Source organism: Anaerobacillus sp. MEB173 (assembly GCF_052119505.1).
Classification (GTDB): domain Bacteria; phylum Bacillota; class Bacilli; order Bacillales; family JBJMAU01; genus JBJMAU01.
Genome location: NZ_JBJMAU010000001.1, coordinates 349,145 through 362,982 on the forward strand (window position 1 = coordinate 349,145; position 13,838 = coordinate 362,982).

Annotated in this window: 14 protein-coding genes; 3 read left to right on the plus strand and 11 right to left on the minus strand. The window is 35.9% G+C overall.

The window, feature by feature from the left end:
- Positions 1 to 24: 24 nt before the first annotated feature.
- Together gpsB and ACJ2A9_RS01740 are read right to left on the minus strand one after the other, a co-directional pair.
- Positions 25 to 327: a cell division regulator GpsB gene (gene gpsB / locus ACJ2A9_RS01735; RefSeq protein ID WP_441419877.1), complete on the minus strand. Its 303-nt coding sequence runs from the start codon at positions 325 to 327 to the stop codon at positions 25 to 27.
- Positions 328 to 495: 168 nt separating this feature from the next.
- Complete coding sequence (locus tag ACJ2A9_RS01740; protein WP_441419878.1) at positions 496 to 864, minus strand: spore coat protein; 369 nt, start codon at positions 862 to 864, stop codon at positions 496 to 498.
- Between the two features lie 751 nt (positions 865 to 1,615).
- Between ACJ2A9_RS01740 and ACJ2A9_RS01745 the strand changes: the two genes are divergently transcribed.
- Both ACJ2A9_RS01745 and exaC read left to right on the plus strand, forming a co-directional pair.
- Positions 1,616 to 2,776, plus strand: a complete 1,161-nt coding sequence (locus tag ACJ2A9_RS01745; protein ID WP_441419879.1) for an iron-containing alcohol dehydrogenase — start codon at positions 1,616 to 1,618, stop codon at positions 2,774 to 2,776.
- A gap of 85 nt (positions 2,777 to 2,861) precedes the next feature.
- Positions 2,862 to 4,382: an acetaldehyde dehydrogenase ExaC gene (gene exaC, locus ACJ2A9_RS01750; protein WP_441419880.1), complete on the plus strand. Its 1,521-nt coding sequence runs from the start codon at positions 2,862 to 2,864 to the stop codon at positions 4,380 to 4,382.
- 107 nt (positions 4,383 to 4,489) lie between these two features.
- On the opposite strand, the gene ACJ2A9_RS01755 is transcribed toward exaC, so the two are convergent.
- The 8 genes from ACJ2A9_RS01755 to ACJ2A9_RS01790 all read right to left on the minus strand — a co-directional run bounded on the left by ACJ2A9_RS01755 (position 4,490) and on the right by ACJ2A9_RS01790 (position 12,742).
- The gene (locus ACJ2A9_RS01755) at positions 4,490 to 5,965 is read right to left on the minus strand and encodes a sigma-54-dependent transcriptional regulator (RefSeq protein WP_441419881.1); all 1,476 of its coding nucleotides are present in this window, start codon (positions 5,963 to 5,965) and stop codon (positions 4,490 to 4,492) included.
- A gap of 11 nt (positions 5,966 to 5,976) precedes the next feature.
- Positions 5,977 to 7,662, minus strand: a complete 1,686-nt coding sequence (locus ACJ2A9_RS01760; RefSeq protein WP_441419882.1) for an ATP-binding protein — start codon at positions 7,660 to 7,662, stop codon at positions 5,977 to 5,979.
- A 22-nt stretch (positions 7,663 to 7,684) separates the two neighbouring features.
- Positions 7,685 to 8,833, minus strand: coding sequence for an iron-containing alcohol dehydrogenase (locus ACJ2A9_RS01765; protein ID WP_441419883.1), 1,149 nt, complete (start codon positions 8,831 to 8,833; stop codon positions 7,685 to 7,687).
- 174 nt (positions 8,834 to 9,007) lie between these two features.
- Entirely contained in the window at positions 9,008 to 9,151 is a 144-nt protein-coding gene (gene yhfH, locus ACJ2A9_RS01770; protein WP_441419884.1) for a protein YhfH, read from the minus strand.
- A 180-nt stretch (positions 9,152 to 9,331) separates the two neighbouring features.
- Complete coding sequence (locus tag ACJ2A9_RS01775) at positions 9,332 to 10,237, minus strand: chemotaxis protein (RefSeq protein WP_441419885.1); 906 nt, start codon at positions 10,235 to 10,237, stop codon at positions 9,332 to 9,334.
- A gap of 176 nt (positions 10,238 to 10,413) precedes the next feature.
- Complete coding sequence (gene ilvA / locus ACJ2A9_RS01780; protein WP_441420382.1) at positions 10,414 to 11,661, minus strand: threonine ammonia-lyase IlvA; 1,248 nt, start codon at positions 11,659 to 11,661, stop codon at positions 10,414 to 10,416.
- Between the two features lie 263 nt (positions 11,662 to 11,924).
- Positions 11,925 to 12,170, minus strand: coding sequence for an amino acid decarboxylase (locus ACJ2A9_RS01785; protein ID WP_441419886.1), 246 nt, complete (start codon positions 12,168 to 12,170; stop codon positions 11,925 to 11,927).
- Positions 12,171 to 12,259: 89 nt separating this feature from the next.
- Positions 12,260 to 12,742 carry a hypothetical protein gene (locus ACJ2A9_RS01790; protein ID WP_441419887.1) on the minus strand — a complete coding sequence of 161 codons (483 nt, stop codon included), beginning with the start codon at positions 12,740 to 12,742 and terminating at the stop codon, positions 12,260 to 12,262.
- Positions 12,743 to 13,115: 373 nt separating this feature from the next.
- Here ACJ2A9_RS01790 and ACJ2A9_RS01795 point away from each other — a divergent pair, with 373 nt between their 5' ends.
- Positions 13,116 to 13,304 carry a hypothetical protein gene (locus ACJ2A9_RS01795; protein WP_441419888.1) on the plus strand — a complete coding sequence of 63 codons (189 nt, stop codon included), beginning with the start codon at positions 13,116 to 13,118 and terminating at the stop codon, positions 13,302 to 13,304.
- Positions 13,305 to 13,520: 216 nt separating this feature from the next.
- Here the strand turns inward: ACJ2A9_RS01795 and ACJ2A9_RS01800 are convergent, their stop codons facing one another.
- Positions 13,521 to 13,787: a universal stress protein gene (locus tag ACJ2A9_RS01800; protein ID WP_441419889.1), complete on the minus strand. Its 267-nt coding sequence runs from the start codon at positions 13,785 to 13,787 to the stop codon at positions 13,521 to 13,523.
- Positions 13,788 to 13,838 lie beyond the last annotated feature (51 nt).

Consider the following 13,838-nt stretch of genomic DNA (forward strand, 5'->3'; position numbering starts at 1 on the left):
GGACAATTATGTACCCTGATTATATTAGTCAAATAACTTGCTCCCAAATACGTGTTTTTCCAAATTCGATAGACGTTTTAGAATATCATAATTCGTATTGCCCGTAACTTGAGTTGGTCTGACTGGCTTTTCTGGTTGCTTGATAGCAGTAGTCTTTAGCTTATTATTTTCCTGTTCAAGCTGGTCAATTCGTTGTTGCATTGCTTCATAATCTTTAATAATAAGATCTAGAAACTTATCCACTTCTTCTTGATTATAACCACGGATACTCGTTTTAAATTCCTTATCTAAAATATCTTTTGTCGATAATTGTGTTATTTTCTCCATATAACCTTCACCTCAATCTAGTTATACAATCTCCCATTCTACTACTTATTTTTTCAAATATAATGAAATAAGTCAATTTCCATTATAGCTTATTTTTATTCGTAAATACACGAATTTAAAAAAGTGAGCTGTAAATGATACAGCTCACTAGATTTACATGTTACAAATTTAGAACCAAGGTCGGCGAGGCTTACAGCATTTCCCTGGCCCAAATCCAGCACCTGCCACGGTACCCGGTCCCATACCCGGTCCCATCATACCCGGTCCTGGTCCAAATGGACTCACTGCTGATGGTGCACCTGGCCCTGGTCCAAATGGACTAACAGCTGATGGAGCTGTAAAGTGTTGATGAGAAACAGTGTCTACTTGTGACTGTGTCACTGGGAAACTGTGTACATGCTTATAATTATGATGAGTTACATTTTGAATATGCGTTGGATGAATTTCAGGAACAATATACTCACAGCAATGATGCTTCACTTTACATTTAGTAGGATGAACTATTGGACGCATAGGAATACCACGAGGTCCAAACATGTTTATCTCCTCCTTTTAATTTAGGTTCAATATCAACCTATTCAAAACAAGGAGTACATGTACTAGTTTATTCACCTATTTTTGCAGAAATATTGATAAAGTTTGGGAAGAACTAATCTCATTCATAATAAAGAACGTAAAACCAATCATAAGAAAAAACAAAATTAAAATATATTTACTCAATTAACATCTCTCCATAAATCTTATATATCCCTATACATTCTACTTATTTTGCTTCAGATCGACAACAGGAAATTTGAACCATTAATAGACGACCATAGATAGACAAAACTATCTTGAAGAACGACCGAAACACTCGAAATGACTCCATTTTTGCGCTTACCCAGGAAATGAATAAGTAATAGTTTTATCATATTACTTTATCTTATTGATTTAGAAGTTTTATTGATACTAATTACCTTTTTATCTTGGTACAGATCACGGCTTTTGTTGTATATCTGAAGTTTATCCCTATTAAATCCCTCTACTAAAAGATTCCCTCTAAGTGCTGTCACAATTTTGACAAGATTTTGGATTCAAAACCAAAATCTTGACTAAAGCAGCCGAATTTTCGGCTTTTTTAGACCCTATTATTTTTTGATTCGGAAATTATTCAAGATACCAATCCCCTTACAACATAGGATTGCAGTTATTTTTTAAAAGAAATTCCCCTTCAAAATATTTTGGCATCATATTTGCTTTTTAAAAGTAGTGAGTTCAACAAATTATAATTCTAAGGAGGAGTTTTATTATGGCTACTGAACAAGTATTTGCTTTTTTTATGCCAACAGTAAATTTAATGGGGGTTGGTGCAGTGAAAGAAGCTGGACCAAGAATTAGATTACTAGGTTGCAAGAAAGCTTTAATCGTTACTGATATAGGATTAAGTAAAATGGGAGTTGCAGAGGAAGTTGCAAGTACAATTCGAGAATCAGGAGTTGAAACAATAATTTTTGATGGTTCTGAACCAAATCCTACTGATTTAAATGTTGAAGCTGGACTAAAAGTGTATAAGGAAAATCATTGTAATGCAATTGTTTCATTAGGAGGCGGAAGCTCGCATGATTGTGCAAAAGGAATTGGCTTGGTTGCATCAAACGGTGGAACGATCCATGACTATGAAGGCCTAGATCAATCAAAGGTACCTATGCCACCACTCGTAGCTATCAACACAACTGCTGGTACAGCTAGTGAAATGACCCGTTTTTGTATCATAACGGATACATCGAGAAAGGTAAAAATGGCCATAGTAGATAAACATACGACTCCGATGATATCCGTGAATGACCCAATTCTTACTATAAAGAAACCTGCTGGCTTAACAGCAGCAACTGGGATGGATGCACTTACACATGCTGTTGAAGCGTATGTTTCTACAGCTGCAACACCAATTACCGATGCTTGCGCGCTCCAAGCGATTCGTTTAATTAGTAAGAATCTCCGAACAGCTGTTGCGAATGGTGAAGATGTTGAAGCAAGAAACAATATGTCCTATGCCCAATTTTTAGCAGGAATGGCTTTTAACAATGCTTCACTAGGCTATGTTCATGCGATTGCTCACCAGCTTGGCGGTTTTTACAATTTACCACATGGCGTTTGTAATGCGGTTCTTCTCCCTCATGTCGAAAGGTTTAATTTGATTGCAAAGTCTGATCGATTTGTCGATATTGCTGTAGCTTTAGGTGAAAATGTAAACGGTTTATCTGTTCGTGAAGCTGCCGAAAGAGCACTGAGTGCCATTGAAACATTAGCAAGTGATGTTGGAATTCCTGGAAACTTAGCAGCTCTTGGTGTTCGTGAAGAGGATATTCCAGTATTAGCCGAAAATGCAATGAAGGATGCTTGTTCATTTACAAACCCACGTAAGGCAACTCTAGATGATGTTCAAGGGATTATTCGAGCAGCATTGTAATAAAAAAAGGACGAGCAGTCATTGTTGGATGCTGATATTTACATGAAATAGTCTTATTACATTTAACTGTTTTAGGGGGAATATGATGATATATGCAAATCCAGGACAACCAGGTTCAAAGGTTACGTTTAAAAAGAGATACGATAACTTTATTAACGGTGAGTGGGTCGCACCTATAAACGGGGAGTATTTTGATAATGTTTCTCCTGTCGATGGGAATGTTTTCTGTCAAGTCGCGAGATCTACTGCTGAAGATATTGAAAGTGCATTAGATGCTGCACACTCGGTAAAAGCAAAGTGGGGAAAAACATCTGTAGCAGAGCGAGCGATGATATTAAATAAAATTGCTGACCGATTGGAAGAAAATCTAGAAACTCTAGCAGTCGCTGAAACATGGGAAAATGGAAAAGCAGTACGTGAAACTTTAGCAGCAGATATTCCATTGGCGATTGATCATTTTCGGTATTTTGCCGGTTGTATTCGCGCACAGGAAGGATCCGTTGGTGAAATTGACGAAAATACGATTGCTTACCATTTCCATGAGCCTTTAGGCGTTGTTGGACAAATCATTCCTTGGAACTTCCCGATCTTAATGGCAGCATGGAAAATTGCACCTGCACTTGCTGCTGGTAACTGCATTGTCTTAAAACCAGCAGAACAAACGCCTACATCAATCTTAGTTCTTACTGAGTTAATTGCTGATCTTTTACCACCAGGTGTGCTAAACATTGTAAACGGTTTCGGGGTCGAAGCTGGAAAACCGTTAGCATCTAGCCCCCGTATTGCCAAAGTGGCCTTTACAGGCGAGACATCTACTGGGCGTTTAATTATGCAGTATGCATCGCAAAATATTATCCCTGTAACCTTGGAGCTTGGTGGGAAATCACCGAATATCTTCTTAGAGGATGTCGCTGCTAATGATGATGAGTTCCTTAATAAAGCGGTTGAAGGGTTTGTAATGTTTGCCCTTAATCAAGGGGAAGTTTGTACTTGCCCTTCGAGAGCCTTAATTCAAGAATCAATCTTTGACCAATTTATGGAGCGCGCACTCCAACGTGTTGCAGAGATTAGAACAGGAAACCCACTTGATACGGATACAATGATGGGGGCCCAGGCTTCATCTGAACAAATGGAAAAAATTCTTTCCTATATTGAAATTGGGAAAAGTGAAGGGGCTCAATGCCTCAGTGGTGGTGAACGAAATCGTTTCGTTGGTGAGTTAGCTAATGGATATTATGTAAAGCCAACAGTTTTTAAGGGGCATAACAAAATGAGAATTTTCCAAGAAGAGATTTTTGGACCCGTTGTTTCAGTAACGACATTTAAAGATGAGAAGGAAGCATTAGAAATCGCCAATGATACTGCATTTGGTCTAGGTGCCGGTGTGTGGACTCGCGATATTAACAAAGCATATCAGTTCGGGCGAGAAATCCAAGCTGGTCGTGTCTGGACAAATTGTTACCATGCCTATCCTGCGCATGCCGCCTTTGGAGGTTATAAATCATCTGGAATTGGAAGAGAAACTCATAAAATGATGTTAGATCACTATCAACAAACTAAGAATCTCCTTGTTAGTTATAGTCCTAATGCATTAGGGTTCTTTTAATACTTCCCGATGATTAAATCGTTGTGATTGTATAAATATTGTTCGTAATCTCTACGCTAATTTTGTAAAATTCTTATAAAAAATGAAAGAACACTCTCCCTTAAAAGTTATCTGGTAGAGTGTTTTTTTTCATTTAGTAGGTATCGTAGTTGCCGTTGTGAAATGTTTAACTGTTTTGCAGCCACCTTCCGATTTCCTAATGCATCTCTTAGTGCCCTCGTAATAAAGGCTTTTGTCATATTATTTTCAAGTTCTTTAATTTTCGAAGTAACTTGATCTAATGAGATACTGTCCTCATTTTCCCAAAAAGAAACTATATTTTCATTCCAATGACATAAGTAGTGTTTTAATTCGTCTGATGTAAAAATGGGATTTTCGGCATTTTTTTGGGGCGCTAGATCCTCAATCACAGGATTACTAGGTTGCGCTACAGCTAGTAATTGTCTAGGTAAATAAGCGCTAGTGATTTGATTTGTCTCACCTTCAGCAAGCGTTAAAGCTCTTGTAATGACATTCACAAGTTCCCTAATATTACCTGGCCAGTTATAGTTAGAAAGCTTTTCAATGGCATCATTCGTAAAAGCAACGTTCACCGCACCATACTTTTCTAAAAAGTAACTTACTAAGGTTGGGATATCTTCCTTTCTTTCCCGTAATGGCGGAATTTCTAGTTTTACTACATTCAGGCGATACAATAGGTCTTCACGGAACTTCTTTTCTTCTACTGCATGTTCTAGGTTTACATGGGAAGCTGCGATAATCCGAGCGTTTGTACGTAAGGTTTGTTCACTACCTAACCTCATAAACTCTCTCGTTTCTAATACTCTCAATAATTTTACTTGAATGGCATGTGAAGCTTCTCCGATCTCATCAAGAAATAATGTACCAGAACTAGCCATTTCAAATAACCCTTTTCGTAGTTGTGTGGCTCCAGTAAACGAACCTTTTTCGTGACCGAAAAGTTCACTTTCCAATAAAGACTCAGATAAAGCACCACAATTCACACCTAAAAATTTTTGTGTTACCCTTTGACTTGCTTCATGAATAAACCTAGCTAACACCTCTTTGCCCGTACCTGTCTCCCCTTGAATTAGGACATTAATATTTTTTTGTGCAATTTTATATGCCATTGTCAGTAAATGTTTGATCTCTTGATTGTTCCCGATAACAAATCCTATGCGTTCAGATAATTGTTTTACCTCACCTTCTGTTGTTGAAACATCATTGAATAGCATCTCGTCAATTAATGATTCAAGCTGATCGAGGCTGTCAAACGGTTTCTCTATATAATCTGTCGCACCTATTTTTATGGCCTCAACTGCCGTTTGGACCGTACTATATCCCGTCATAATAATGACCTTGCAACTTGGTTGCCGTTCTTTTAACTGCTTTAGTATGTCTAAACCATTCGTGTCTGGTAATTTAACATCAATCATCGCCAAAGAAAACGTATTCTTATCAATTAATTCCAAAAATTGTTTTCCGTTGTAACCAACTTCTACTTGATACCCCTTCTTCGTTAAAAAATGATGTAAAAAATTACCTACTTCACGCTCGTCATCAATGATTAGAATCTTTTTCATACGACCACCCTTCACTCGTTATTCATATCACTGACCGGAAGTAACAATGTAAATGTACTTCCATGTCCAAGTTGGCTTCTAACATCAATCATGCCACCGTGCATTTTCGCAATCCCAAGACTTACCGATAAACCGAGACCAGTACCTTTCCCCTGTTGCTTAGTCGTATAAAACGGGCGGTAAATTTCAGATAAGTCTTCATCTTTGATCCCTGCTCCGGTATCAGTAACGGATAAATAAACCATCGCTCTTTCATCCACACTTGTTAAGCCAGTTTCTATTGTAATCTTGTTGTTTTTTTCATTACTACATCCGTCAAAAGAATCCTTAGCGTTAAGGAGGAAATTAATAATGATCTGTTCAATTTGTTGAAGATTAGCCTCAATAACTGGAATATTTTCATCTAAACAAGCGGAAATCGTAATATTTTGCCTTTCAATTTGATAACCTATTAAGCTAAGCACTTGTTCGACACCATCATTAACCAAACACTCTTGTGGTAAATATTCATCTTGCCTTGAAAAGGTTAACAAGTTTCGAATGATATTTTTACAGCGATCACCACAGTTACGAATATCCTCAAGTAACTTATACGAGGGATCCGTCTTTTCTACTTCCCTTAAAAGTAACTGTGAGTTTCCTAATATAGCGGTTAATGGACTATTTAACTCATGAGCAACCCCTGCAGCCATTTCTCCTAAGGCGGCATGCTTCCCTGACTGAATTAACTGTGCTTCCGTATGAAGCTTTTCTGTAACATCTTTTATATACAAAATAACACCATACATTTCATTTTGATCATTAAACACTGGATACGTATAGACATCACAAATACACTTACTTTTAAAATGCATTTGTGAATAAGCCCTTTTCTTTGTCCGAAAACTCTCTTCAACTGGGCAAATCTCTTCGGTTTTTATCGCGTCCCGAAAAAGGTATTCGTAGTTTTTCCCATATAAATGGTTAGCAGCCAGACCAAAAAAGCTAGAAACTGAATCATTAAAACGCAAAATTGTGTGAGACATATCAATAAAAACAAGCATATCTTCAACTGCTCGGAACGTCTCCTCCCACTCTTTCTTCCCATCTAAGACAGCATTATATAATCTTGCATTTTCAATGCAAACAGCAAGCTGGTCAGCTAACTGCTGTAGAAACGAAGCATCTGTTTCCTCACATTCAATTACTTGTTTGCTGCCAAAACTTAATACACCAATGACTTTCTTTTTACTGACAAGAGGGAAAAGAAGAATACTTTGAATTTTCAAATTTTGTAATGCTACTCTTTCAATGTCTGATAGAACGTCTCCTCCTTCATTTAAACAAAAATGAATTGGGTTTTTTTGTTCTATAACTTTCCAGTAAATAGAATTATCTTTAGGCAAAGGTTCACCTACATTTACATAAAAGGAATCAGTAGGAAAAACATTCGATAGGATAAGTTGACTATTTTCGTAAATTGAAAGACTTAAACGATCGAATGTATATATGGTTTTTAACTTGTCCATGACATTTTTAAGCATATCATTCATCGACATATTAATATTAAAATTTTTCATCACGTCATTAATAATCTCGAGCTTCATATTTTTCTTCTCTAACTGCATAATCGTTTTCTTAAGCTCTGTGTAATAATTACGCTTGGAAGCCTTAACACCTGTTAGTAGCTCAATCATATTTTGTTTATTCTTAAGCATAAAGATCCTCCTAGTTTTACTGTTAAAAAGCTTGACTAAACAAATACTCTACATCCTTTACAGTAATATCCCGAGGATTTGTAATCATACAAGCATCCTCTATTGCAATCAGACTCATTTCTTTTATATACTCTTCTTTTAAACCCATGTCAGACAAACGTTGTGGTGCACCTATATCCTCTGCTAATCTTCTTACTAATTCAATAGCCTTTCTTCCTGCTTCTACTTCCGTTAATCCACGCACATCGACACCCATTAACTCAGAAATATATAAAAAGTGCTTTGGTGCTGCAATAAAATTAAATTCCATGACAAATGGTAGTAGAACGGAATTGACTTCACCATGTGATAAAGGAAACCGTCCACCAACAGCGTGACTCATTGCATGTACAGCCCCTAAAATAGCATTTGAGAAGGCTAGTCCTGCTTGAAGACTTGCCATTGCCATTGCTGTTTTTGCTTCCTCATTTGTCCTCGATGCAACAGAGGGTCGTAAGTATTGAGCTACCAATGAAATCGCATTTTTTGCTTGAACATCTGTTAAAGGTGTTGATGCAACACTAACAAAGGCCTCAATGGCATGAGTTAACACATCTAACCCAGTTGCTGCGGTTAATGCATGATTTTTCGTTGTAAGTGTATACGGATCAATAATCGCAATGTCCGGGACTAATGATTTCGAAATAATTGTCATTTTCTTACGTCTTTTCGAGTCAACAATAACAGAAAATTGCGAAACTTCCGAGCCTGATCCGGCAGTTGTCGATATCATGATCATCGGTGGTAACGGTACGTCAATTTGATCTACACCTTCGTAATCTGAAATGTTTCCACCATTTGTAGCTACAACAGCAATTGCCTTGGCGACATCTAAAACGCTTCCGCCTCCGATTCCAATTACAGCATCACACTCTTCTGCTTCATACACTTGACGACCCTTTTCAACTTCAAAATCCTTAGGGTTCGTTGTAATATTATAAAATGTCGCATAATTTAACCCTACTTGCCGACAACAATGAATCGTTTTTTCTAGCCAGCCTGCATCGATCACACCGTCATCACTAACAATGAGTACTTTTTTTGCTCCAAGACGAAGACAACTTTCTCCTACCTGCTCTATTGCACCTTTGCCGAAAATAATTTCTGGTGTTACAAACTTTTTTATATCCATACGATCACCATACCTTTACGGTTATAAATGTCTTTATTTTTATTGTATCGTATCTATCATATTTTTCTAGTTTCTCTAAAAATATTTATCAAAAAATATTATTGGTACAAAAAAAGATTTCTTAAACAAAAAAAAGACCTGTTGTAATACAGATCTTTTTTCAACAATAGATTATTATCCTTTTTGTAAACAGTTCTCACATTGATGTGAGTAACAGTCGTGCTGCTCATCAATATTATTCCCGCATTCTGCGCACTTTTTTGGCGGCAGGTTTCTAAAAAACTCAGTACTTGGTGTAATTAAATTATTTGGTGTCATTCTGTATCCCCTCCGTTTTTAAGTTATTTAAATTGTAATATAACAGAGTGTGATTGTCAATATACTGTTTTAATACATTTCGCCTTTTTTTCAATTTACATACTATTTTAATTTTTCATCCCCAAGATAAAAAAAGAACCCTGAGATTTCTCAGCGGTTCCAAAAACTTTTCTTTAACTCCTATAAAATTAAATCATCAATTACTTTAACTAATTCAACGATTTCTGGTTTACTAACTTGTGCATTTGCACCTACTGTTATCCCTTTATGGTGAAGATCTTCTGTTATTAAAGAGGAGAAGATAACAACTGGTATCTGATTTAATTGTTGATCAGACTTAATTCGCTTTGTTAAATGATGACCATCCATTTTAGGCATTTCAATATCGGTAATAATTAACTGAATTTCGTCTGTTACTGAAGCAGTTTCAACCGACACTTTCTCTAAATGATCCCATGCTGCTCTTCCATCATCGAAAAACTGAAGGTTAACATACCCGGCTTCGTGCAATGTTTCTTCGAGTAATTTCCTTAACATAGGTGAGTCTTCAGCAATAACGATTTTTTTCATTGATCTTTCTCTCAGACCTAATGACTTGATGCGATCAACAGAAATTCCCGATTGAGGACTAATTTCTACTATTACTTTCTCATAATCTAATAATAAGATCATCATATCATCCATTTTTATTACACCTGTCGTCATACCCTCAAGCCCTTGAGTCAGGTCAGTTGGCTTTTCGATTTGTTCCCATGAAATACGATGAATTCTTGAAACGGTTTGAACTCGAAAAGCTACCTTTATTTGATTCAATTCTGCAACGATAAACTTATCTTCTTCAGGGTTGGGTGATGATGGAAAATTAATAACCTTTGCAAGATTTACAACTGGCAATACTTCTTCCCGTAAACGAATAATTCCTTCAACATTTGGATGACTATTTGGTATTTTAGTAATTGGCAAAGGATTAATAATTTCACGAACTTTGATTACGTTTATGCCAAAGATTCCTGTTCCGATTGAAAATACGATCACTTCAAGTTCATTTGTCCCGCTTTCTAGTAAGATTCCTTTTTCATTTGACATAGTGTAATAACCTCCATACATTCACACGATAATTATGCTTAGAATATCATTAAAACTATCAATATACTATATAAATTCACGATTATTTTTTACATTATTATGTATTTTCCGGTCTAAAAAAACAACCTCCATACAGAAACCTGATGGAAGTTGTTATGCTCGTACGAGTTTCACTTTTAAATAAGTAAGTTAAAAAGACTCCGATCATTATTTATTTCTGTATAACGAAAACCTTTCTTCTCCATACGTTTAATTAAAGGCTCATAATCACTTCGATTTTTCAATTCAATTCCTACTAATGCAGGCCCGTTATCTTTGTTGTTTTTCTTCGTATATTCAAATCTTGTAATGTCATCGTCTGGACCAAGTACATCGTCCAAAAACTCACGTAACGCACCAGCTCGCTGTGGAAAATGGACAATAAAATAATGCTGAAGTCCCTCATAAATCATTGAACGCTCTTTTATTTCCTGCATACGGCCAATATCATTGTTTCCTCCACTAATGACACAAACAATGTTTTTTCCCTTTATTTGATCTTTATAAAAGTCGAGTGCAGCAATTGGTAATGCACCAGCTGGTTCAGCAACAATCGCATTTTGATTATACAGTTCTAATATTGTTGTACAAACCTTTCCTTCTGGCACTAAGATGATATCATCAAGAAGCTTCTCACAAATATCAAATGGCAATTGTCCGACTTTTTTTACTGCTGCTCCATCAACGAACTTCTCAATTTGCTCAAGCTGTACAACCTTTTGTTGGGCGATTGATTCCTTCATCGATGCTGCACCCTCTGGCTCAACACCAACGACTTTTGTTTGCGGACTGATACTTTTAATGTAGGTACCCATCCCTGATGCTAAACCTCCGCCGCCAATACTGCAGAAAACATAATCAATTGGATCTTCCGCATCTTCCATAATCTCCATTCCAATTGTCCCTTGGCCTGAGATTATATGATAATTATCGAATGGATGAATAAAGGCCATTTTCTCTTTATTACAGTAGCTAATCGCTTCATTAAAAGCGTCATCAAATGTATCACCTGTAAGGATGACCTCAACATAATCGGCACCGAACAATTTAACTTGTGATACTTTTTGTCTTGGTGTAGTCGATGGCATAAAGATTTTCCCTTTAATCTTAAGTGCTTTACATGAATAGGCAACACCTTGAGCATGATTTCCGGCACTGGCACAAACAACACCATTTGCTGTTTCTTCCTTTGATAAACTTTGAATTAAATTGTAAGCTCCCCGTATTTTGAACGAACGAACAACCTGCAAGTCCTCTCGCTTTAGATAAACGTTACAGTTATACCGCTCTGATAAAATCTCATTTTTTTGTAATGGCGTATGTGTTGTAACATCCTTTAACACATGATGTGCAATAATAATATCTTCAATCTGAATTTTGTTCATTGCTACGTTCCTTTCTATCCTTGCTGTATACATCTATCATCACCCTTTGTATAGTAAAAGAACCTATCAATCAACTTAATGATAGGTTTATGACTATTTTCAAACATTTTAATAAATTAATGTTTATTATAGCACGCTTTTGATTTCCGATGTTAACTTCTTGATTACAAGAGTTTAATTCGTACAAAGACAACAAAAACACACTATCCCAATGAGAATAGTGTGTTTTTTTATCATTGATAACATAGCAATATGTTGCCAATTTACCCTTTAAACGCAAAAATTTTAATATCATCACTGACTGAATCATCAATTGTTACTCTAAAACCTTGTTCTTGTAATAAACCGATTAATGGGGGTAATACAAACGGTGCATGGATTTCAAACACTTCCCCTTCTTTAATTTCAGCAGCTACTGCCATCACTTTTGCACGTGGGTGTTCACCATTTAAAATTCTTTCGCGAACGTCTACAATGACTCTGTTCTCTTCTCTTACTACTTCTAACATATCGATCCACTCCCTCTCTTTTTATACATTAAGTATAAGCGAGATCAAGATAAATTCCCGTGATGACCATCACTAATTTGTTAATTTCCCTAATTAAAAATATGAATAATCACCATTAGCAAAAAAGTAAACGCCATAAAAATATGCGATTTTCTCCTAAATCCTGAAGCCTTGATATGACGACGATAACCTGTTAGTAATAATAGAACCAATATAAAAAATGACAGATAGCCAGTCACCATTTTAAAATTTGTAAGTGGAATTGTATGGTAACTTATCATTAATGTTGCATGCAGTAAAATTAATGCGGTACCTGTTATAGCAATTGGGATATGTAGCTTCATTGTTTTTCTCGAAATGACGGCTAGTGTTTTTTTTGTTTTACGATTTTTTGTTTTCCGGATCATCAAAAAAACAAAGTACATGTTTACATTTAAAAGAAAAAACAACAAAGCAATTTGACCAATTCCCTGACCAGTCATAATCACTGTAGAAGGTACATCCTTTTGCCAGCTCCAAATAAAAACAGCAAATATGAAAAAAATGTTGATCACTGACCACCATTTAACCATTTGCTCAACCCCTTTTTAAAACTATTTAAACAGTAATAATATTATATTAAGCATAGCGGTCAATATCGATGACATCAATGACGCATGTCACAAAAAAGGAGAATACCGCTTGTCCGCTCGATATATAGCGAATGATATCACAATAATAGCAATGTGATATCACAAGATAATATTAGAGCATTTTTTTCCAACAACCTATTTCTTATTAAATGAATGGTTATTGATGATAATAAATAATGATTATTTATTAACAGCAAATCTTGTTAAGTAATTTTAAAAAAGTTCAGCTATTGATTAATTAACGAGTAAAATCTATAATATGACTATTGGTATTATTTATTAAATTTACTGGTAGAAAATAGGGAGGTTCCTAATGAAACTTAAGAACAGCATTGTATCATTTATTACAGTTTTAGTTGTAGCATTAACTCTTGCTGGACAAGTTAGTGCAGCTGGCGGTGGTGGTGGTAGTACAGAAGCTGCAAGTACAAATCCATTATTAATCGTCGTAGCATTCCTAACACTAGCTTACTTTGTTTTTGTAACAGTTCGTGAATCGTAATCTCACTCATGTTACAAGATAAAAAATAAGGGTTCTGAGATCTTAATTGTGCCGAATGTATACATAATTAAGGAAAGGAAAACGACACGCTCAACATTTGAGCGTGTCGTTTTCTTTATTTACGAATATGTTAAAAATAACCCATTATCAATTAATTCATTTTAGTTGGAGATTATCAACAACATTATTTGACATTTTTGTGTGCATTAACAGGGTTTAATTGGCTGGTATGATGGTTACTGGACATCGTGCTAAATGTAACACTCCATAGCTGACACTTCCAAATTTACTTAATACCGGTCCCATCCCTCTTGAACCCAAAATAACACAACGATAGTTTCCCTCATTTGCTTCAGAGCTAATTTCAATCGAAGGCACACCATAACGTATTTTCGTTTGAAATGGTAAAGACTCTTTTTCAGCTAAGCTGATTGCAGCTTGAAGAGCGTCATTAGTTGCCTTTCTTTGAAAATCTTCAATCACGAATTTATTATTTTAGTGTAACATACACACATTAGGCCAAAGAGAAACAAA

Coding starts and splice junctions, on each gene's coding strand:
- yhfH (WP_441419884.1), bottom strand. CDS start 9,151: ATGACACCAAATAATTTAATTACACCAAGTACTGAGTTTTTTAGAAAC.
- ACJ2A9_RS01760 (WP_441419882.1), bottom strand. CDS start 7,662: ATGCTTAAGAATAAACAAAATATGATTGAGCTACTAACAGGTGTTAAG.
- gpsB (WP_441419877.1), bottom strand. CDS start 327: ATGGAGAAAATAACACAATTATCGACAAAAGATATTTTAGATAAGGAA.
- ilvA (WP_441420382.1), bottom strand. CDS start 11,661: ATGAACAAAATTCAGATTGAAGATATTATTATTGCACATCATGTGTTA.
- exaC (WP_441419880.1), top strand. CDS start 2,862: ATGATATATGCAAATCCAGGACAACCAGGTTCAAAGGTTACGTTTAAA.
- ACJ2A9_RS01795 (WP_441419888.1), top strand. CDS start 13,116: ATGAAACTTAAGAACAGCATTGTATCATTTATTACAGTTTTAGTTGTA.
- ACJ2A9_RS01790 (WP_441419887.1), bottom strand. CDS start 12,742: ATGGTTAAATGGTGGTCAGTGATCAACATTTTTTTCATATTTGCTGTT.
- ACJ2A9_RS01785 (WP_441419886.1), bottom strand. CDS start 12,170: ATGTTAGAAGTAGTAAGAGAAGAGAACAGAGTCATTGTAGACGTTCGC.
- ACJ2A9_RS01755 (WP_441419881.1), bottom strand. CDS start 5,965: ATGAAAAAGATTCTAATCATTGATGACGAGCGTGAAGTAGGTAATTTT.
- ACJ2A9_RS01740 (WP_441419878.1), bottom strand. CDS start 864: ATGTTTGGACCTCGTGGTATTCCTATGCGTCCAATAGTTCATCCTACT.
- ACJ2A9_RS01765 (WP_441419883.1), bottom strand. CDS start 8,833: ATGGATATAAAAAAGTTTGTAACACCAGAAATTATTTTCGGCAAAGGT.
- ACJ2A9_RS01745 (WP_441419879.1), top strand. CDS start 1,616: ATGGCTACTGAACAAGTATTTGCTTTTTTTATGCCAACAGTAAATTTA.
- ACJ2A9_RS01775 (WP_441419885.1), bottom strand. CDS start 10,237: ATGTCAAATGAAAAAGGAATCTTACTAGAAAGCGGGACAAATGAACTT.